Genomic DNA, 19515 nt, shown 5'->3' on the forward strand with positions numbered 1-19515 from the left:
GTCAGCTCTCCGTCTCCGGCGGGTCGAAGCGAGCCAGGTCACGCAGCCAGGTGCGGGCCGAACTGTCGGACGGCGCGCGCCAGTCGCCGCGCGGCGAGAGCGAACCGCCCGCCGAGACCTTCGGCCCGTTCGGCATCGCCGAGCGCTTGAACTGCGCGAACCCGAAGAAGCGGCGGCAGAACACCTCCAGCCAGCGCCGGATCTCCGGCAGGTCGTACGCGACCCGCTCGGCCTCGGGGAAGCCGGGCGGCCAGGCGCCCGCGTCCGGGTCGTGCCACGCGTGCCAGGCGAGGAAGGCGATCTTCGACGGCCTGAACCCGTAGCGCAGCACGTGGAAGAGCGTGAAGTCGTGCAGCGCGTACGGGCCGATCTTCGACTCGGTCGACTGCATCTCCTCGCCCGGGACCAGCTCCGGGCTGATCTCCGTGTCGAGGATCGCGGCGAGCGTCCGGTCGGTGTCCTCGCCGAACTGACGGCTTCCGATGACCCAGCGGATCAGATGCTGGATCAGGGTCTTCGGCACACCCGAGTTGACGTTGTAGTGACTCATCTGGTCGCCCACGCCGTACGTGGACCAGCCGAGCGCCAGCTCCGACAGGTCGCCGGTCCCGAGGACGATGCCGCCGCGCTGGTTGGCGAGCCGGAACAGGTAGTCGGTGCGCAGTCCGGCCTGCACGTTCTCGAAGGTGACGTCGTACACGGGCTCGCCGGACGCGAAGGGATGCTCCATCTCCTTCAGCATCAGCCGGGCGGTCGGCGTGATGTCCAGCTCGGCCGCGGTGACGCCGAGGGAGCGCATCAGCTCGTGCGCGTTGCCCTTGGTGTGGTCGCTGGTGGCGAAGCCGGGCAGGGTGAAGGCGAGGATGTCGCTGCGCGGGCGGCCCGCCCGGTCCATCGCGCGGGCCGCGACGATCAGCGCGTGCGTGGAGTCGAGCCCTCCGGACACTCCGATGACGACCTTCGGGCCACCGATCGCCGCGAGCCGCTGCTGGAGCCCCGCGACCTGGATGTTGTACGCCTCGTAGCAGTCCAGGGCCAGCCGGTCGGGGTCCGCGGGCACGAACGGGAAGCGCTCGACGCGACGCCGCAGGCCCAGGTCGCCGGCCGGCGGGTCGAGCCGGAACGACACCGTGCGGAAATCGGCGGTGCGGGGGGTGTGGGTGCGCCGGTTGTCGTCGAAGCTGCCGGTCCGCAGCCGCTCCTGCCGCAGCAGGTCGAGGTCGACGTCCGCCACGGCGAACTGGTCGTCGAGCGGGAAGCGGTCGGACTCGGCCAGCATCGCCCCGTTCTCGTAGATCATGGTCTGTCCGTCCCAGGACAGGTCGGTGGTCGACTCGCCCAGGCCGGCCGCCGCGTAGACGTACGCGGCGATGCAGCGCGACGACGCCGAGCGGCACATCAGCTTGCGGTCCTCGGCCCGGCCGACGGTGATCGGACTGCCGGAGAGGTTGGCGAGGACGGTGGCGCCCGCCAGCGCCGCCTCGGCGCTCGGGGGCACCGGCACCCACATGTCCTCGCAGATCTCCGTGTGCAGCACCAGGCCCGGGACGTCGTCCGCGGCGAACAGCAGGTCCACACCGAACGGCACGGACTCCCCGTCGACCCGGATCGTGCCGCCGCGCTCGTCGTCGCCCGCGGCGATCTGCCGACGCTCGTAGAACTCCCGGTAGTTGGGCGGGTACGACTTGGGTACGACACCGAGGACCCGGCCGCGGTGCACGATCACCGCGCAGTTGTAGACCCGGTTGCGGTGGCGCAGCGGGGCGCCCACGACCAGGACCGGCAGGAGTTCCGCCGACCCCGCCACCACGGTCCGGAGCGCCTCCTCGACCTGGTCGAGCAGCGCGTCCTGGAGCAGCAGGTCCTCGATCGAGTAGCCGCACAGTCCCATCTCCGGGAAGACGGCGACGGCGACACCCTCCCCGGCGCACCTGCGCGCCTGGCGCAGGACCGCCTCGGCGTTGGCGGGCGGGTCCGCGATGACGGTGTGGCCCGTGCAGGCGGCGACGCGTGCGAAGCCGTGCTGATAGAGCGACCGGAAGTTCAGAGAAGGCACCCGCCCAGTGTAATCGTCAGAGCGACGCGATGGGGGCCTGGGGCGTGTGGCGGGACCCCACGACGGCGGACGCCGGCCGCGGAGAGCACCGTGCGGGGCCGGACGCGACGATGCGCCCGCCTCCACTGGAGAGGCGGGCGCATCGTCCGTGCACGCCGGTCAGTGACGGCTGAACGAGCTGACGTAGCCCGGGGCGGGGGAACCCACACCGGTCACGTCGTCGTAGCCCTTCACGGCCGACAGCGAGCTGTCCTTGCCGAGGCTGCGCACGGAGATCAGCAGACCGCCGGACGCGTCGAAGGAGTTGGCGAAGTCCACACGCGCCACGGCGAGTCCGGAACCCTTGGGGTTGTCCGTCACGTCGTGGTACGCCTTGGTGCCGTACTTCGCGTAGATCGACGGGTTGGCGAAACCGATCGCCTTGCCGCCGCGCGCCTCCTGGGCCAGGGCCTGGACGGCCGCGATCACCGGCGCGGCGAGCGAGGTGCCGCCGATCCGGTACTCGCTGTACTGCTGCGACCCGTCCGGGAAGGTCTGCGTCTGGCCGACGCGGAAACCGGTGTTGGGGTCGGCGATCGCCGCGATGTCCGGCACGGTACGCATGGCCGTGGTGCCGTTGGCCTTGGCGAGCGCGCTCGGTACGACGCCCTTCTGGTAGAAGGGCTGCGCCACGGTCTTGCTGGTGCCGCCGCCCGCGCCCGAGGTGAACGCGCCCGGGAAGCCGGTCCAGCTCTTGCCGTCGTCCGACAGCGAGGCCTTGTCGGTTCCCCAGCCGGTCTCGAACTGGTACGTGTCGTTCTTGCCGACCGCCAGCGAGGTGCCGCCGACCGCCGTCACCCACGCCGAGTTGGCCGGGGTGTCGACCTGCTTCGTACCGGTGTTGGCGACCTCGTCGCCGTTGTCGCCGGAGGAGAAGTAGAAGCCGATGCCCTCGACCGCGCCGAACTGGAAGACCTGGTCGTAGGCCGCGGCGAGGTCCGGGGTCTGGTTGGCCTCGATGTCGCCCCACGAGTTGGAGACGATGTCGGCCAGGTGACCGTCGACGATCTTGCTGAGCGAGTCGAGCAGGTCGTCGTCGTAGCAGGAGGCGGCACCCACGTACGTGATGTTCGCCCCCGGCGCGACCGCGTGCACGGCCTCGACGTCGAGGGTCTCCTCGCCGTACCAGCCGGCCGCGCCGCACTCCTCGGTCTTCGTGTAGGTGCCGGGCAGCACCTGACGCAGCTGACTGGTGGAGTACTTCGCGTCACCGTGCTTCTTGGCGTACGAAGCCGCGTCGAACGCGATGGTCGGCGAGGCGTACGCGTCGGTGATGGCGACGCGGACACCCTTGCCGGTGTGCTTGCCCGCGCCGTAGGCGGCGCGCAGCTGCTTGCCGGTGTATCCCTGCACCGCGTACGGGATCTTCTTGCCGTACGCGTCCGGCAGCGTGCTCGCCGTGTTCGAGCCGTAGTACGAGGAGAACGGCCCGGCGTTGCGGAACACCGCGTCCGGAGGCGGCAGGGTGTCGTTGTGCGTCGCCTTGTGCGGGGCGTTGTCCAGGCCGGTGACGGTCAGGACGGCGCCGTTCAGGGCGGACGGGACGGAGGCCGACCCGGCCGGAGCCCGGTAGGTCTTCCCGCTCTTGGTGTAGTTGTGCAGCTGGGTGCCGAACGCCTTCTCGGCGGCGGCGACGTCACCGGTGACGGAGACGTAGTGCTGCGTGCTGCCGGTGACCTTCAGGCCGGCCGACTTCAGCCACGAGGTCACCTCGGCGACCTGTGCCTTGGTGGCGCCGAAGCGGGCCTGCGTCTGCTCGGCGGAGAGGTACTTCCCGTACGAGGCAGACGCCGGGTCGGCGACGGCCTTGGCATACGCGGCCAGGCCGGCGGCGTCCCGGCCCGCGAAGTAGACCCGCGCGGAGACCTGGGAGCTGTCGGACGTGGCCCCCTTGTCCGCCTTCGCCGTGGCCCACGCGGGCTTGGTGCCCGCGAGGGTGTGCCGGCTCGGGCCGGTCGCGGCGTGGGCCGCGGGTATGCCGAGCGCCAGCGCGCCGGCGAGCAGCGGCAACGTCGCTGCCATGCTCACTCCGGCGCGTACTGCAGCGCGATTGGATCTCATAAAACCCCCTGCGATGCGGTTCGTCGCATGTGCGGTCGTCCGTGATGTGCGAGACCGTGCGCCGAACGGAGGGCACACGGAATGGATCACGCTGGGGTCACTCTGGCGATGAACCGTTCATGCAAGGGGAATGAGAAGGCCAAGGAAACGCCAAGTGGGCGCGTTTGAAGGTCATTTGGGGCGGTTTGGAGAGGGTCCCCTCCACGGTCGTAGGGATATCCCTCGACTTCGTGTGAAGGGGTTCCCCGCCCCCGCGACACGCCCTAGTCGCGTGCCTTCGCGCCGCGCGCCTTCAACAGGTCGGCCATCAGCTTGATTTCGGACTGCTGCGCATCGACCATGCCCTGCGCGAGCTTCTTCTCCACGCCGACCGTGCACTTCTGGACGCAGCCCTCGGCCATGTGGATGCCGCCCTTGTGGTGGTCGGTCATCAGCTGCAGGTAGAGGATCTCGGCCTGCTTGCCCTTCAGGGTGTTCAGCTTCTTCAGCTCGGTGTTGGTCGCCATGCCCGGCATCAGCGCGCCGTCCTTGCCGGACGCCATGTCGCCCATGCCCATCCAGGTCATGGGCGGGTCCGCGGACACCTTCGGCAGCTCCCACAGGTCGAGCCAGCCGAGCAGCATGCCGCGCTGGTTGGCCTGCGTCTGCGCGATGTCGTACGCGAGCCGCCGTACCTCCTCGTCGCTCGTGCGGTCGCGCACGAGGTACGACATCTCGACGGCCTGCTGGTGGTGGACCGCCATGTCCCGCGCGAAGCCCGCGTCCGCGGAGTCCGCGGCGGGCGCCCTGGTCCCCGGGTCGTCGCTCTCGGCGACCGCGTACGTGATGGCCCCGGCGGCGACCAGCACCGCCGCCGTGGTGCCCGCGATCCAGCCCGCCTGCCTCATCTGGCTCACTGCGACAGGCCGTTGGTGCAGGCGGCGCCCGGCTCGGGCGTCTGCTTGCCCTGCACGAACTCCGAGAAGAACGTGTTGACGGCCGGGTCGCTCGCACCGGTCACCGTGCGCTGCTTGCCCCAGGCGCTGAGCATGATCGGGTCCTTCTGGTCCTCGACCGGGCTCATCAGGGTGTACGGGGTCTTCTTGACCTTCTCCGAGAGCGACTTCACGTCGGCGTCCGAGGCCTTGCCGTTGTACGTCACCCACACCGCGCCGTGCTCCAGCGAGTGCACGGCGTTCATGTTGTTGACCGGCTTGGCGTAGACGTCGCCGTTGCAGTTCATCCACACCTGGTTGTGGTCACCGCCGACCGGGGGCTCCATCGGGTACTTCACGGTCTTGGTGACGTGGTTGCGGGACAGCTTCCCCGACCACGTCCGCACGCCGTCCTTGCCCGCGACGAAGTGCCCGGAGCCACCGCCCTTGGAGTCGCTCGCCGAGGTGTCGCTCTTGTCGGACTGCGACCTGACCAGGACGACACCGCCGACCACGAGACCGACCACGACGACCGTGCTGGCCGCGATCGTGAGGATCCGGTTGCGACGCTCCCGGGAACGGTCGGCCTTGCGCATCTCTTCTATGCGCGCCTTGCGCTGCGCGGAGGTGGTGTTCTTGGCGGAACCCATGGCGAGTCCTTATGGGGATGGGACGGTCGGGTCCGCTGATCGTAATGGGGCGAGGGCGCCCAGCAGGCGATCAGGGCACAGAATGTCCAAAGGTGCGCGCTCCGCGACAACGGCGCCGACGATTCCGTACGCCCCGCGCAGATAATTTGAACCGCGGATGCGCATTATCTACGCTGGCGGTATGAGGCTGCTCCGCTCCACCGACCTGGCCCTGCGCGTGCTGATGCGCCTCGCCGTCGCGGGCGACTCCACGCCCACGACCCGGGAGGTCGCGTCGGACATGGACGTCCCCTACACGCATGCCGCGAAGGTCGTCGCCGAGCTCCAGCACCTCGGGCTGCTCGCGGCCCGCCGTGGCCGGGGCGGCGGCCTCACGCTCACCGAGGCGGGCCGTACGGCCTCGGTCGGCGCCGTCGTCCGGACCTTCGAGGGGGACGGTGACGTCGTCGACTGCGAGGGCGCCGCGCCCTGCCCGCTGCACTCCGCGTGCCGTCTGCGGGGTGCGCTGCGCCGGGCCCAGGAGGCCTTCTTCGCCTCGCTGGACCCGCTGACGGTGCGGGACATGGTCGCGGCACCGACCGGCCCGCTGCTGCTGGGAATCTCCAGCCGGCCCTGAGGTCCGGTCCCCGTGGTTCCCTTCCGTTCCCTTCCGTGCTTTCCGGTACGGGACCGGCGGGATGGCGGGATGGCGGCATGGCGGGCCGCCCCGCGCTCCTGTCAGTCCTGTGCCAGCCAGAGGTCGGGCCCGAACACCTCGTAGTGGATGTCGGCGGCGGCCACGCCCTTGTCGAGGAGCTGGGCGCGCACCGCCCGCATGAAGGGCAGCGGGCCGCACAGGTACGCCCGTGTGCCCGGGGCGACCGGCACCGAGGCGAGGTCCGCGCGGCCGTGGTGGGCGGCCCCGTCCTCCTCGGCGCCCCGCTCGTACCAGAAGTGCACCGCCGCGTCGGCGAGCTTCTCCGCGTACGCCCTGTGGTCGGCGCGCAGGGCGTGGTCGGCGGGGGAGCGGTCGGCGTGCACGACCGTGACCGGGGCGCGGTGTCCGGTGAGCGCGAGCTGTTCCAGCATGGCGATCATCGGGGTGACGCCGATGCCGGCGGAGGCCAGCAGCACGGGGGCGTCCGTGGCGTCGAGCACCAGATCGCCGTACGGGGCGGAGACCTCCAGGGCGGAGCCGGCTCCGACGTGGGCGTGCAGGTGGTTCGAGACCTCGCCGTCGGGGCTCCCGGCGTCGCGCACCCGTTTGACGCCGATCCGGCGGTCCGGTGAGCCCGGGGCGCCGGCGAGGCTGTACTGGCGTATCTGGCGGGCGCCGTCCGGCAGCGTCACACGGACCGAGACGTACTGGCCCGCCCGGAAGTCCGGCAGTGGCCCGCCGTCGGCCGGGCGCATCCGGAAGGTGGCCACGTCGGCGGTCTCCTCGTCGCGGCCCACGACCTCCCATGTCCGCCAGCCGGAGGAACCGGCCGCGTGCTGGGCGTACAGCCGCTTCTCCAGGGCGATCAGCGCGTTCGCCATCAGCCAGTAGACCTCGTCCCAGCCGGCCGCGACCTCGGGGGTGACCGCGTCGCCGAGGACCTCGGCGATCGCTGCGAAGAGGTGTTCGTGCACGAGCGCGTACTGCTCGGGAGCGATCCCCAGTGAGGCGTGCTTGTGGGCGATGCGGCTCAGCATGACGTCGGGGCGCTCGTCCGGCCGCTCGACGAGGTGGCCGGCGAAGGCGGCGATGGATCCCGCCAGGGCCTGGCGCTGGATGCCCGAGGCCTGGTTGCCGCGGTTGAAGAGGTCGCGCAGCAGCTCGGGGTGGGCGGCGAACAGCCCCTCGTAGAAGCGCTCGGCGATCTCGCCGATGGCCGCGCGGACCACGGGAAGGGTGGCACGCACGGTGACGGTGGACTGCTCGGACAGCATCGGAACTCCTCAAGGCCATGACGGAAGCGGAGGGTTGCGGTTGCGGCTCCCTCGTCGTACGGCACGGTAGTTAAACTTGCATCTGAGATGCAAATTAAAGAGGGCGGGGGGAGAGTGTGGAGGCCGGGCATTACAAGGAGGCGGATGAGCAGGCAGTATGGGCAGCGAGCGGGACACCTTCCGTATGCGAGGCGTTCACTCCGTGGTCGGCGGGCCGATCATGGTCGGCAACGCGCACGAAATGGTGTTGTGGTGGGATGCTCAGGTGCCCCGACCGTCTTCGAGGCGTAGGAGCAGGCGGCCTGACCAGCAAGGATGGGTGGAAGCGGAAGATGGACAAGCAGCAGGAGTTCGTGCTCCGGACACTGGAGGAGCGGGACATCCGGTTCGTACGGCTGTGGTTCACGGACGTGCTGGGCTTCCTCAAGTCGGTGGCCGTCGCTCCGGCCGAGCTGGAGCAGGCCTTCGACGAGGGCATCGGCTTCGACGGCTCGGCGATCGAGGGCTTCGCCCGCGTCTACGAGTCCGACATGATCGCCAAGCCCGACCCGTCGACGTTCCAGGTGCTGCCGTGGCGCGCGGAGGCCCCCGGCACGGCGCGCATGTTCTGCGACATCCTGATGCCGGACGGCTCCCCGTCCTTCGCCGACCCGCGCTACGTCCTCAAGCGCGCCCTCGCGAAGACCTCCGACCTGGGCTTCACCTTCTACACCCACCCGGAGATCGAGTTCTTCCTGCTGAAGGACCGCCCGCTGGACGGCTCCCGCCCCACCCCCGCCGACAACTCCGGCTACTTCGACCACACCCCCCAGAACGTCGGCATGGACTTCCGCCGCCAGGCGATCACCATGCTGGAGTCGATGGGCATCTCGGTCGAGTTCTCCCACCACGAGGGCGCCCCCGGCCAGCAGGAGATCGATCTCCGCTACGCCGACGCGCTCTCCACGGCGGACAACATCATGACCTTCCGCCTGGTCATGAAGCAGGTGGCGCTGGAGCAGGGCGTGCAGGCGACCTTCATGCCCAAGCCCTTCTCCGAGCACCCCGGCTCCGGTATGCACACCCACCTCTCGCTCTTCGAGGGCGACCGCAACGCCTTCTACGAGTCCGGCTCGGAGTACCAGCTCTCCAAGGTCGGCCGCTCCTTCATCGCGGGCCTGCTCAAGCACGCCGCGGAGATCTCGGCCGTCACCAACCAGTGGGTCAACTCCTACAAGCGCATCTGGGGCGGCTCGGAGCGCACCGCGGGCGCCGGCGGCGAGGCCCCGTCGTACATCTGCTGGGGCCACAACAACCGCTCCGCCCTCGTCCGCGTCCCGATGTACAAGCCCGGCAAGACCGGCTCCGCCCGGGTGGAGGTCCGCTCCATCGACTCGGGCGCGAACCCGTACCTGGCCTACGCCCTCCTGCTCGCCGCCGGCCTCAAGGGCATCGAGGAGGGTTACGAGCTCCCGCCGGGCGCCGACGACGACGTCTGGGCCCTCTCCGACGCGGAGCGCCGCGCGATGGGCATCGAGCCCCTGCCCCAGAACCTCGGCGAGGCCCTGACCCTCATGCAGCGCAGCGAACTGGTCGCCGAGACCCTCGGCGAACACGTCTTCGACTTCTTCCTGCGCAACAAGAAGTCGGAGTGGGAGGAGTACCGCTCGGAGGTCACGGCGTTCGAGCTGCGGAAGAACTTGCCGGTGCTGTAGTCGCTGGTCAGGGACTTTTCTTGGCATGCAGTACGCGGGGCCCCGGTCGATGACCGAGGGCCCCGTGGCTGTCCCGGAGGGCCCGGCCCGTGTGCCGCAGGCGGTTCCTCGGTGGCGGGTAGGTACTCGGGGCCTCGACGGGGCCGCCCCCGGCCGGGGCGTTCAGCCCAGGTAGAAGTCCTTGCGGGCGGCGACGAACTCCTCGATCGACCGGGCGGGGACGCCCGTGACGCGCTCGACGCCGTCGGTCGTGCGGTCGTAACGGTTGTCCCGGTGCAACCGGGCCATGGTGGCGACGTGCTGCTGGAGGTGCGGCGGCATCCCCAGTTTCGGGAGCTGGGCCTCCCACCGGTCCAGCGGCATGTCCACGTAGGACACCGGACGGCCCAGCGCCCGGGAGAACTCCGCGGTCAGCTCCGTCATGTCGACCGAGCGCGGCCCGGTCAGCTCGTGGACCTGCCCGATGTGCGGAGCCGGGTCGCGGAGCACGGTGGCGACGACCCGGGCGACGTCGTCCACCGCGACCGGCGAGGTGCGTCCGGTGCCGAACGGCAGCGCGATGGTGCCGTTCGCTTGGATCGACCGCGCGGCCATCATGGTGAACAGCGGAGTGTCCAGGAACGCCGTCGGCCGGATGTGCACCACGGGAAGGCCGGACCAGTCCAGCACCTGCTCCGCCAGCCAGTGCAGCCGCTGTTGGTGCGACTCCTCGGTGCTGGTGGGGGTCATCTGCGAGACCGTCATCTGGGAGAGGCCGACCAGGGCGTCCAGTCCTCCGTACTCCCTCGCGACGGAGGCCACCACGGTCGCCGCCAGCAGGTGGTCCGGCGAGACGCGCATCGCGAAGTACATCCGCGTCACGCCCTGCAACGCGGCCGCCACCGTCTCGGGCCGGGTCAGGTCACCGACGACGACCTCCGCGCCGAGCGCCCGCACCTCGGCCGCACGCTCGTCGTCGCGACGGACCATGAATCGCACCGGCACGTTCTGGGCGCGCAGGTGCTCGAAGACCGCGCGGCCCACGCCGCCGGTACCGGGGATGAGGACAAGGTTGTCGGCAGTCATCGGTCGATCTCCTTCTAAGTGACGCACATCTGGGCTGAGTTGAACCGCGGTGACGCGGTGACGCGGTGATCGGTGACGCGGTGATCGGTGACGCGGTGATCGGTGACGCGGTGACGCGGTGACGCGGTGACGCGGTGACGCGGTGAGGGAATCGATGTCGCCGTCGGGCTCAGGCGGTCTGGCGCCGGGCGCCGTCGCCGGCGGCCGCGGCGGTGTCCTTGCCCGGCAGGAAGACCAGTACGACGACCGCGCCGGCCAGGGCGACGGCGGCCGACCCCAGCGCGGTGACGTGCATGGCGTGGATGAAGGCGTCGTGCGCGGGCCGTACCAGCGCCGTGCCGGCCGGTCCCAGCTTCTCGGCGACGGTCAGGGTCGCCTGGACGGATTCACCCGCCGCGTGCCGGTCGGAGGCGGGCAGTGCGCCCAGGTGCCCGTCGATGCCGTCGCGGTACGTGGTGGACAGCAGCGACCCCAGCACGGCGACGCCCATCGCCCCGCCGACCTGCCGGAAGGTGTTGTTGACGGCGGATCCGGAGCCGGCCTTCTCCCGTGGCAGCGACGACATGATCATGACGGTGGCGGGCGGCATCACATGGGCCATCCCCGCGCCCATCAGGAAGAACAGCACCTCCAGGACCCAGATGGGGGTGTCCTGGCCGAGCAGCAGGAAGCCGGCGAAGGCCACGGCGGTCAGGACGAGGCCGCCGGCGCACACGGCTCGCGCACCGAAGCGGTCCACGACCAGCCGGGCCCGCGGGGCGAAGAACATCTGGGAGACGGCCAGCGGCACCACGAGCAGACCGGACTGCAGGACGTTGTAGCCGCGCACGCTCTGGTTGTAGAAGACGCTGAAGAAGGTGACGCCCATCAGGGCGAAGAAGACCAGGCCGATGGCGGCGACGGACGCGGAGAAGCGCCGGTCGCGGAAGTAGCCGACGTCGAGGGCCGGATGGTCGCTGCGGGCCTCGTACACGACGAAGCCGGCGAGGACCGCGAGGCCGCCGAGGATCGTCGCCCAGGCCTCGGGCCGGGTGAAGTCGCCCAGCTGACCGCCCTTGATGATGCCGTAGACCAGCAGTGCCAGGCCGGCGATCGACAGCAGCACGCCGACCGGGTCGAGCCTGCCGGGCCCGGGGTCCTTGGAGTCGGGGACGATCACGGCCATCGCGACCATGGCGGCGACCACGATCGGCACGTTGACCAGGAAGACCGAGCCCCACCAGAAGTGCTCCAGCAGGATGCCGCCGGTGATCGGGCCGGCGGCGATGGCGAAACCGACCACGCCGGTCCAGATGCCTATGGCCTTGGGCTGCTCCTCGCGCTCGAAGACGTTCATGATGATCGCGAGGGTGGCGGGCAGGATGAAGGCGCCGCCGAAGCCCATCACGGCGCGGAAGGTGATGAGTTGCCCGGAGGAGTCCGACAGCGCCGACAGGACGGATCCCGCGCCGAACACCAGCATGCCGAGGAGCAGCACCTTCTTGCGGCCGAGCCGGTCACCGAGCAGGCCCGCCGTGAAGAGCAGCCCTGCGAAGACCAGCGTGTAGGAGTTGACCGCCCACTCCAACTGGCCCTGGGTGGAGCCGAGTCCGACGGGAGCGGGCTGGGCGATGGTCTTCATCGCCACGTTGAGGATCGAGTTGTCCAGCATCACCACCAGCAGGCTGAAGGAGAGCACGGTGAGGATGGCCCAGCGCCGCCGGTGGACCGCCTCGGAAACGCCCTGTCGCCGGGCGGGCGGCACGGGTGGCGCGGACGCCGCGGGCGTGGAGGACTCGGTGGGGGTGGGTGGTGATGCCACAGGGGGTCTCCAGCGCTTTTCGGTGGCTCTCCGATGGCGGGGCGCGGCGCTGGGCGCGGTGCGCGGTGCGCGGGGCGCCCGCCCTCGGACGATGGGAGGCGGCGCGTGGTCCTGCCGACCTGCCGGTTGATCCCATCGGCGTAAATAGATGTCGCTAGCAATCTAAACGGAGGGTAGGATAGATGGCAAGCCACATCTACTGAGGAGAGTGATTCCGTTGGGCCGCGTGTCCCGGGCGCAAGCAGAGGAGAACCGGCAGCGCGTCGTAGCCACCGCGTCCCGGATGTTCCGTGAGAAGGGCACCGCGGTCAGCATCGCCGACCTGATGAAGTCCGCCGGGCTCACCCACGGCGGGTTCCACAAGCAGTTCGCCTCGAAGGAGGACCTGATCGGCGAGGCGATCACGCACGCCTTCGAGGAGCAGGCGGCGCACTCGGGGGTGACCTCGGAGGGGCAGGCCGGGGAGCTCGCCGAGGGGCAGGCCGGGGAGCATGAGGAGGCCCGCCGGAAACTGATCGAGGACTATCTCTCGGTCTGGCACCGCGATCACAGCGGGGACGGCTGCCCCGTCTCCGGATTCGCCGCCGACCTGGGGCGTGAACCCGACCAGGCCGCCGACGTCCGCCACATCTACAGGAACGGCGTACGCAACCGCGCCGCGCGGCTGGCCACCGGCGACGACGACGGGATGGCCCAGCTCTGCACCATGGTCGGAGCCCTGGTCCTCGCCCGCGCCACCCGGGACGACCCGCTCTCCGAAGAACTGCTGGGGGCCGCGCGCACGGCCCTCCTCGGGAGCGGCGCCGATCAGTCGGAACCGCGGCGGCGCACGGACTGACCCGCCCCTGAGAGGACGACCAGGACCTGGTCCTAGTAGGGCTTGGTCATGTGCGGTCCGTGACGGCGTGTCTTCTTGATCGGTCGTGTCGTTGATCGGGTGTGCTGAGTGGGGAGCTGGCTGCGGTCCGGTGTGATCTGGAGGACTTCGCGGCGGAGATGTTCGAGCCGTTCGCGCGGGCGGATCAGCGACGGTGGGGCGGGGTCTATCTACGGGGGCTGCTGCTGGACGGCGGGCGCAAGTCGGTGGAGCCGATGGCTGCCCGCTTGGGCGAGGACGGTAACCGGCAGGCCCTGGCCCACTTCGTCACCTCCAGCCCGTGGGATGCGGCGCATGTGCGGGCCCGGTTGGCCTGGCGTATGCAGCCGGTCATCAAGCCCACCGCGCTGGTCATCGATGACACCGGGTTCCTCAAGGACGGGGATGCGTCGGCGTGCGTGACCCGGCAGTACACCGGCACCGCGGGCAAGGTCACCAACTGCCAGGCCGGGGTCTCGCTGCACCTTGCTTCCAACGGAGCCTCGGTGGCGGTGAACTGGCGTCTGTTCCTGCCCGGGAGCTGGGATCCCGCCTCGCCGAAGGCCGATCCGGCCAAGGTGGCCCGCCGTGACAAGTGCGCCATCCCCGCCCAGATCGGCCATGTCGAGAAGTGGCAGCTGGCCCTCGACATGATCGACGAGACGCGGTCCTGGGGCATCGAGGTGCCCCAGGTCATCGCCGACGGCGGCTATGGCGACACCGCCGCCTTCCGGCTCGGCCTGGAAGAACGCGGTCTCGACTACGTGGTGGGCATCTCGACCACGACCACCGCGCAACCCGAGGACGCACAGCCCTGCACCCCGGCCCACACAGGCCGGGGCAGACCGCCGGTTCCTGCCTACCCCGAGCCTGCCCAGAGGGTGAAGAGCCTGGTCATCGCGGCCGGTAAATCATCCGCACGGCCGGTGCAGTGGAGGGAGGGATCACGGCCGGGCAGTGGCCGCAGTGGGCACAAGCGCATGTACTCGCGCTTCGTGGCCCTGCGGATCCGGCCCGCCGGGCGTGAGATCCGCAAGGCCACGGCCGGCACCGGGCTTCCGGTCCGCTGGCTGCTGGCCGAATGGCCCGCCGACCAGGACGAGCCCGTGCAGTTCTGGCTCTCCAACCTGCCCGAGACCACCCCGTTGCCCGTCCTCGTGCGCACCGCGAAGCTCCGCTGGCGCATCGAGAACGACTACCGCGAGATGAAACAGGCCCTGGGCCTGGCCCACTTCGAAGGCCGGACCTGGCCAGGCTGGCACCACCACGTCACCCTCGTCTCGGTCGCCCACGCCTTCTGCACCCTGCAACGACTGAACCGATCCCCAAAAGAGACGGCGCCGGCCTGACCCTCTACCGAGTCGTCCGCGAGCTGCAGATACTCCTCGTGATCTGGACCGGCGCCTGCCCCACCTGTCACCGTGACATGCCAGACCCCGCACCAACATGACCAAGCACTACTAGGACCTAGTCCTGGATCGGCAGGTCCGGATGCGTGAACACGAAGATCATGTACGCGGCCGCCGCCGCCGTCCCTATCGTCCCGAGGACCAACCCGGTCAGGGGCTGGGTGCGGCTGACGCCCAGCCGGGAGGCGGCCCGGCACTCGATGAGTCCCCGGACGACACCGGTGAGACCGATGGGCAGGGCGAGCGGCCACACGATCATCCAGAAGGGGCAGCAGAACCAGCACACGACGGAAGCTCCGCCGAACACCACGGCCAGTCTCCTCCGTCCTGCGCCGCCGTCGGCCCTCTCGTCAGTACGTGTCACGCAGTGATCGAAGCAGACGTCACTTCGGCACCGTGCGGCAGCTCTCGGAGACTCTCACCACACCGAAGACCACGGGGAGATCGGTGATCTGCTGGTTCGGTCCGGGCCGGGAGCTGCAGATCTTCCACCCGGTCGGGTCGTCCACGGACCGGCCCTGTCCGCTCGCGTCCTCGAAGGTCATGTCGATCGAGGCGCTCATCTGCTCCCGCGCACGCCCGGCATTGCCGCCGACCACGTCGGGCATGACGGCGGCGACCGGCTCGGGATCCGCGGAACGGCGCGCCTCGGCCGTCTTCGAGCCGGTCGTGCCGGCCGCCGCGACGTGCGGCGCGGACGACGCGCCGCAGGCGGTGATCGAGACCGGCAGCGTGGCGGCGAGCACGGCGGTGAGAACGGCTCTCAGGTACTTGGTCACGGTCATGTCCCCCCGGAGTGACGACAGTTCGGAACACTATCCACGGTCCGGCGGGAGAAGGCACCGATTTCTTGATCACGATTCAGGGGGCCTCGCCCGTACTCCAGTTGTGGTCCGTGGTGACCCGTGGGGCAGAGTGAGGGCATGTCCACGTACGAGACGATGTCGTCCCACCTGGAGACCGAGCGGCTGATACTGCGGCCGTGGGCCGAGTCGGACGCCGCCGAGTTCAGCGCCCTCCTCTCCGAACGCGGCAACGGGACGCCCACGGTGGAGCACACCCGGACGTCCATCGCGAAGCTGCTCACCGCGACGGCGGAGACGGGGATCGCCCTGCTGCCCATCCGGCGCCGGGTCGAAGGCGACTTCATCGGCTACTGCGGGTTGATCATCGGCCGCTCCACCGTCGAGGAGCCCGAAATCGCGTACGAGTTGTTCCAGCGCGCGCACGGGCGCGGCTACGCCACCGAGGCGGCCGGCGCGGTGCTCGACGCCGCGGTCGCGACCGGACGGAAACGGCTCTGGTCGACCGTCGGCGCATGGAACACGCCGTCGCTCCGTGTCCTTGAGAAGCTCGGGTTCGAGAGGGATCACGTTTCCACGGACGACAGCGGTGAAGTCGTGTGGCTCACACGCTCGTTGCCGTGACGGGGGCGCGCCCCAGGAATGCGAGGGTCGCGTGTACCGCGCCGTGCCCAAGTGGGTGCGAGCGGGACAGGCCGCCCGTCACGGCACTTGGCGGACCGTCCGACGCCGGGTGGCGGACGGTTGCGTGCGGCTCATTCCGGCGTCGGCCGGTTCACGTACGCCGGAGACACCGCCGCGGTACTGATGCGCCGCGGCGTTCCCGTGCCGTCGGACGGGACGGTGTAGAGGTCGGCTCCGTAGTCCCCGGGGAGGGCGTAGACGAGGGTGTGGTCGTCGCGCCAGACGGCCTGGTCGTCGACGCTGCGGGACTCGGCGAGCGGGGTTTCGCGCAGGGTGCGGAGGTCCAGGACGTACAGGTGCCACGGGGCGTCCTTCGGGAGGCCCTTCACCCGCTTCTTGTAGGCGACGCGGGTGCCGTCGGGGGAGAGCGACGGGCACTCGACGTTCGGGTGGACGGTGGTCAGGGTGCGGGCGCGCAGGTCGCCCCGGACCAGGTACGTCCTGCCGCCGGTGGCGAGCGTCGCGTAGAACGTGCGGTCGTCGGCGGCGAAGGTGACACCCCAGAAGTTGACGTCCGCCGCGTGGTACGTCCTGCCGTCCTTCACGACGCGGAACGCCTCCAGGGACGGAGTCAGCCGTCCCGTGCGGGTGTCGACGACCGCCGCGCGGGTCGAGAAGTTCGTGCCCGCGTACGAGTCGCCGCCCACGAACGCGGTCCAGGCGGCATAGCGGCCGCTGGGGGAGACGCGGGCGCGGGACGGGATGCCGGGGACGTCGTAGCGTGCCGTCACCCTCAGACGGGAGTCGAGGACGACGGCCCGGTAGGTGTCCTGGACCGGGCCGTGCAACGACTGCAGACAGACCCCCGTGCCCCCGGCCGCGTAGAAGCGCAGGCACTTCACCTTCGAGGCCGTCCTCGGGCCCGACGGGTCCGACGCCGGGACCGACGTCAGTTCGTCGCGGTGCGGGCCCCACGCCATGTTCCGGAAGATCATGCGGCCCGGCGTGGTGAGCGCCACCGGCCCGGCGGTGATCTTCGGGCCACCGGGTACGGCGTGGTCGCGGCGGTCGGCGCGGGCCGAGGCGTGCAGGACGGACGCCGTGCCGACGCCCGCCAGCACGACGAGGGCCGAGACCAGCACCAGGAGACGCGTACGGAGGGTCATGCGGGGCCTTCCGGAGGGGTGGGGCGCAGGGTGAGCGAGACCAGGACTCCGAGCGCGAGCAGCACGGCCGACCCGGTGAGCGCCGTACGGTCGCCCCAGGCCGTCCAGGCGGCGCCGAAGCCGAGCGAGCAGACGAAGCGGGCCAGCGCCTGGCCCGTCTGGACGAGGGCCAGCCCGGACGAGCGCAGCTCCTCCGGCACGCTCTCCGAGGCCGCGGCCATCAGCACGCCGTCGGTGGCCGCGTAGAAGCCGCCGTGCAGGAGCAGGACCACGTACGGAAGCGCCGTCCCGTGCCAGGCCGAGAGCAGCAGGGCGTACACGAGCAGCAGGGCGCCGTGGCCGGCCAGGAAGAGCCGCCGGCTGCCGATCCGGTCGGCGAGGCGGCCCAGCGGGACGGCCAGGAGGAGGAACGCGGCCGCCGTTCCGAGGGGGAGCAGCGCGAACCAGCGGTCCGGTACGCCCAGGCGCCGCTGGAGGAGCAGGAAGACGAAGGCGTCGCTGACCGTCGCGAGGCCCAGCAGGAGGGCGCACAGGGTGATGCGGCGTACGGCCGGGGTGGCGAGCAGGGACAGGGCCGCGCGCAGGGTGGGAGGTGCGGTCGTCCCGGCGGGGTCCTCTCCGGTCGGCGGCGACTCGGCCCCGGTCGGCGGTGGCTCCGACTCCGTCGTCACCCTGGAGCGCGCGGACCGCGTCGCCTCCTTCGGCCGTGGGGACCGCGTCGCCTCCGTGGACCCCGTGGGCCGCACGCCGGCCTTCGTGCGGGTGCCTCCCGGCACGAACAGCACCAGCACCAGTACGCCCACCACGGCCACGCAGAAGCTGACCGTGAACACGGCGTCGTAGCCGTCCACCGTCGCCCGCAGGATCAGGAAGGCGACCAGCGGGCCCAGCAGCGCGCCCGCCGTGTCCATGGCCCGGTGCACGCCGAAGGCGCGGCCACGCGTCGCGGGGGTGCTCGACAGGGAGATCAGCGCGTCGCGCGGGGCGGTGCGCAGGCCCTTGCCGGTGCGGTCGGCGGCCAGGACGAGGCCGATCGGGGTCAGCGAGTGCGCCAGCAGGAGCAGGGGTTTGCAGGCCGCCGAGAGCCCGTAGCCGAAGCCCGCCACCCACTTGTGGCGGCCGCCGCCACGGTCGGCCAGGTGGCCCCCGACCAGCCGGACGAGGGCCGAGAAGCCGTTGTAGATGCCGTCCAGCAGGCCGAAACCCAGCGGGGACAGGCCGAGGCCCGTCACCAGGTACAGCGGGAGCACCGCGGTGACCATCTCCGACGAGACGTCGGTGATCAGACTGACCGTGCCGAGCGCCAGCACCGTGGGCGCGACCGCGGCGCGGCGCCGCCCGGCACGAGGCCGGGCGGCGCCTTCCGCGGACGCCGTACGCGCACCGGCGCGGCTGTCCGCCACATACATGTCAGGACGTCCAGATGCCGGTGATGTCCTTGCCGGAGGCGGCGTTGCCGGCGTGCGGCAGGCCGTGCATGTCCTCCAGGGTGCGCAGCAGGTCGTAGTGGTTGTAGGTGGTGGTGGACGAGGATCCCGCCGTCACCCGCTGGCCGTAGAGCACCGTGGGGATCTTGTTGCCGCTGAGCCGGTTGTCCTCGTCGAAGGTGACGACGAGCAGGCTGTTGTGGGTCTTGGCCCAGGTGGCGTAGGCGCCCAGGTTGCTCTTCAGCCAGGTGTCGCCGGAGGACACCGAGCAGTCGTGCATGTCGCTGCACAGGTTCGGGACGACGAAGGAGACCTGCGGCAGCGTCGTGTAGTCGGTCGGGAACTGCGCGAAGGTCTTCGCGCTCGACGTCGGCACGTTGCTGAAGCCGAACCACGGGTTGTGCTTCTGCGCGTACTTGCCGCTGCTGCACGTCGTGGAGCCCTGGCTGGGCAGCGTCTCGTTGTAGCTCGCCCAGGTCCTGCCCGCGGCGATCAGCTCGGAGGCGAGGTTCGGCGCGGAGGAGAAGCCGGGCCGGACGCAGCTGTCGTCCGTGACGCCCTGGGTGGAGCCGGAGAACAGGGCGTAGTAGTTGGGCTGGCTCGGGTGCGTCTCGGCGTAGGACTGGGAGAGGTTGGCGCCCCCTGCCTTGAGCGAGTTGATGTACGGGGCGCTGGAGGAGCCGATCACCTGGCTGTACGCGTGGTTCTCGAAGACCACGACGACCACGTGGTCCGGGGTCGGGACCCCGGCCGCGGCATGTGCGGTGGTGGAGCCGCCGAGCCCGGTCCACAGCCCCACCGCGGCCGCGGTGAAGGCGAGGGCGGACGCCACGACGGCACGGCGGCGGCGGTACACGGTTCTGCCGGACACTTCAGACCTCCGGGTGGGGGATGAGGTGACAGTGAGGATGACAGTGCGAACAGAGCATGTACACGCCAGCGTTCGACCGCCTCACGGCACTCGACCCGGTGGATGAAGACCTGGTGAACTGCCCGCTTCGTCGTCCCTTCGGCGCACCCGTTTCCGTCCCCCTCACCG

The 19515-nt window shown here is 70.6% G+C and carries 17 protein-coding genes; 5 read left to right on the top strand and 12 right to left on the bottom strand.

Annotated elements, in window-relative coordinates:
* Position 1: 1 nt before the first annotated feature.
* From OG199_RS29265 to OG199_RS29280, 4 genes are all read right to left on the bottom strand, one after another.
* Positions 2 to 2047, bottom strand: coding sequence for an NAD(+) synthase (locus OG199_RS29265; RefSeq protein WP_405834712.1), 2046 nt, complete (start codon positions 2045 to 2047; stop codon positions 2 to 4).
* A gap of 168 nt (positions 2048 to 2215) precedes the next feature.
* The gene (locus OG199_RS29270; protein WP_356800860.1) at positions 2216 to 4156 is read right to left on the bottom strand and encodes a S53 family peptidase; all 1941 of its coding nucleotides are present in this window, start codon (positions 4154 to 4156) and stop codon (positions 2216 to 2218) included.
* A 263-nt stretch (positions 4157 to 4419) separates the two neighbouring features.
* On the bottom strand, positions 4420 to 5043 hold the full coding sequence (locus OG199_RS29275; protein ID WP_266705886.1) for a DUF305 domain-containing protein: 624 nt from the start codon (positions 5041 to 5043) through the stop codon (positions 4420 to 4422).
* A 5-nt stretch (positions 5044 to 5048) separates the two neighbouring features.
* Positions 5049 to 5720 carry a DUF3105 domain-containing protein gene (locus OG199_RS29280; protein ID WP_401798813.1) on the bottom strand — a complete coding sequence of 224 codons (672 nt, stop codon included), beginning with the start codon at positions 5718 to 5720 and terminating at the stop codon, positions 5049 to 5051.
* Between the two features lie 181 nt (positions 5721 to 5901).
* Here OG199_RS29280 and OG199_RS29285 point away from each other — a divergent pair, with 181 nt between their 5' ends.
* Positions 5902 to 6336, top strand: a complete 435-nt coding sequence (locus tag OG199_RS29285) for an Rrf2 family transcriptional regulator (protein ID WP_356800862.1) — start codon at positions 5902 to 5904, stop codon at positions 6334 to 6336.
* A 101-nt stretch (positions 6337 to 6437) separates the two neighbouring features.
* Here the strand turns inward: OG199_RS29285 and OG199_RS29290 are convergent, their stop codons facing one another.
* Positions 6438 to 7631, bottom strand: a complete 1194-nt coding sequence (locus OG199_RS29290; protein WP_401798810.1) for a globin domain-containing protein — start codon at positions 7629 to 7631, stop codon at positions 6438 to 6440.
* 332 nt (positions 7632 to 7963) lie between these two features.
* Between OG199_RS29290 and glnA the strand changes: the two genes are divergently transcribed.
* A complete protein-coding gene (gene glnA, locus OG199_RS29295; RefSeq protein WP_054230834.1) occupies positions 7964 to 9325 on the top strand; it encodes a type I glutamate--ammonia ligase in 1362 nt (453 codons plus the stop codon).
* Positions 9326 to 9487: 162 nt separating this feature from the next.
* Here the strand turns inward: glnA and OG199_RS29300 are convergent, their stop codons facing one another.
* A complete protein-coding gene (locus tag OG199_RS29300; protein WP_405832003.1) occupies positions 9488 to 10390 on the bottom strand; it encodes an NAD(P)H-binding protein in 903 nt (300 codons plus the stop codon).
* Between the two features lie 169 nt (positions 10391 to 10559).
* Positions 10560 to 12134 (bottom strand): MFS transporter, encoded by a 1575-nt coding sequence (locus tag OG199_RS29305; protein WP_405834713.1) that lies wholly within the window; start codon positions 12132 to 12134, stop codon positions 10560 to 10562.
* A 274-nt stretch (positions 12135 to 12408) separates the two neighbouring features.
* Between OG199_RS29305 and OG199_RS29310 the strand changes: the two genes are divergently transcribed.
* Both OG199_RS29310 and OG199_RS29315 read left to right on the top strand, forming a co-directional pair.
* Positions 12409 to 13029, top strand: a complete 621-nt coding sequence (locus OG199_RS29310; protein ID WP_356800865.1) for a TetR family transcriptional regulator — start codon at positions 12409 to 12411, stop codon at positions 13027 to 13029.
* Between the two features lie 158 nt (positions 13030 to 13187).
* Complete coding sequence (locus OG199_RS29315) at positions 13188 to 14396, top strand: IS701 family transposase (RefSeq protein ID WP_405827786.1); 1209 nt, start codon at positions 13188 to 13190, stop codon at positions 14394 to 14396.
* 118 nt (positions 14397 to 14514) lie between these two features.
* On the opposite strand, the gene OG199_RS29320 is transcribed toward OG199_RS29315, so the two are convergent.
* Both OG199_RS29320 and OG199_RS29325 read right to left on the bottom strand, forming a co-directional pair.
* Positions 14515 to 14820 carry a hypothetical protein gene (locus tag OG199_RS29320; RefSeq protein WP_401798804.1) on the bottom strand — a complete coding sequence of 102 codons (306 nt, stop codon included), beginning with the start codon at positions 14818 to 14820 and terminating at the stop codon, positions 14515 to 14517.
* Between the two features lie 19 nt (positions 14821 to 14839).
* Positions 14840 to 15235: a hypothetical protein gene (locus OG199_RS29325; RefSeq protein ID WP_356800867.1), complete on the bottom strand. Its 396-nt coding sequence runs from the start codon at positions 15233 to 15235 to the stop codon at positions 14840 to 14842.
* A 144-nt stretch (positions 15236 to 15379) separates the two neighbouring features.
* Between OG199_RS29325 and OG199_RS29330 the strand changes: the two genes are divergently transcribed.
* Positions 15380 to 15883, top strand: a complete 504-nt coding sequence (locus tag OG199_RS29330) for a GNAT family N-acetyltransferase (protein ID WP_405832005.1) — start codon at positions 15380 to 15382, stop codon at positions 15881 to 15883.
* 131 nt (positions 15884 to 16014) lie between these two features.
* On the opposite strand, the gene OG199_RS29335 is transcribed toward OG199_RS29330, so the two are convergent.
* Genes OG199_RS29335 through OG199_RS29345 form a run of 3 tightly spaced genes read right to left on the bottom strand, consistent with a single transcriptional unit; the run spans position 16015 to position 19347 of the window.
* Entirely contained in the window at positions 16015 to 17049 is a 1035-nt protein-coding gene (locus OG199_RS29335) for a TolB family protein (protein WP_405832007.1), read from the bottom strand.
* Positions 17046 to 18458 (bottom strand): MFS transporter, encoded by a 1413-nt coding sequence (locus OG199_RS29340; RefSeq protein ID WP_405832008.1) that lies wholly within the window; start codon positions 18456 to 18458, stop codon positions 17046 to 17048. The genes OG199_RS29335 and OG199_RS29340 overlap by 4 nt, the downstream gene beginning before the upstream one ends.
* Position 18459: 1 nt before the next feature.
* Entirely contained in the window at positions 18460 to 19347 is an 888-nt protein-coding gene (locus tag OG199_RS29345) for an alkaline phosphatase family protein (protein WP_356800871.1), read from the bottom strand.
* Positions 19348 to 19515 lie beyond the last annotated feature (168 nt).

This window comes from Streptomyces sp. NBC_01176 (genome assembly GCF_045039825.1).
Classification (GTDB): Bacteria; Actinomycetota; Actinomycetes; order Streptomycetales; family Streptomycetaceae; genus Streptomyces.

Bases quoted from the DNA above. Each gene is read 5' to 3' on its own strand.
- OG199_RS29290 (WP_401798810.1), bottom strand. From the start codon at position 7,631: ATGCTGTCCGAGCAGTCCACCGTCACCGTGCGTGCCACCCTTCCCGTG.
- OG199_RS29335 (WP_405832007.1), bottom strand. From the start codon at position 17,049: ATGACCCTCCGTACGCGTCTCCTGGTGCTGGTCTCGGCCCTCGTCGTG.
- OG199_RS29270 (WP_356800860.1), bottom strand. From the start codon at position 4,156: ATGAGATCCAATCGCGCTGCAGTACGCGCCGGAGTGAGCATGGCAGCG.
- OG199_RS29300 (WP_405832003.1), bottom strand. From the start codon at position 10,390: ATGACTGCCGACAACCTTGTCCTCATCCCCGGTACCGGCGGCGTGGGC.
- glnA (WP_054230834.1), top strand. From the start codon at position 7,964: ATGGACAAGCAGCAGGAGTTCGTGCTCCGGACACTGGAGGAGCGGGAC.
- OG199_RS29340 (WP_405832008.1), bottom strand. From the start codon at position 18,458: ATGTATGTGGCGGACAGCCGCGCCGGTGCGCGTACGGCGTCCGCGGAA.
- OG199_RS29315 (WP_405827786.1), top strand. From the start codon at position 13,188: ATGTTCGAGCCGTTCGCGCGGGCGGATCAGCGACGGTGGGGCGGGGTC.
- OG199_RS29275 (WP_266705886.1), bottom strand. From the start codon at position 5,043: ATGAGGCAGGCGGGCTGGATCGCGGGCACCACGGCGGCGGTGCTGGTC.
- OG199_RS29280 (WP_401798813.1), bottom strand. From the start codon at position 5,720: ATGGGTTCCGCCAAGAACACCACCTCCGCGCAGCGCAAGGCGCGCATA.
- OG199_RS29285 (WP_356800862.1), top strand. From the start codon at position 5,902: ATGAGGCTGCTCCGCTCCACCGACCTGGCCCTGCGCGTGCTGATGCGC.
- OG199_RS29330 (WP_405832005.1), top strand. From the start codon at position 15,380: ATGTCCACGTACGAGACGATGTCGTCCCACCTGGAGACCGAGCGGCTG.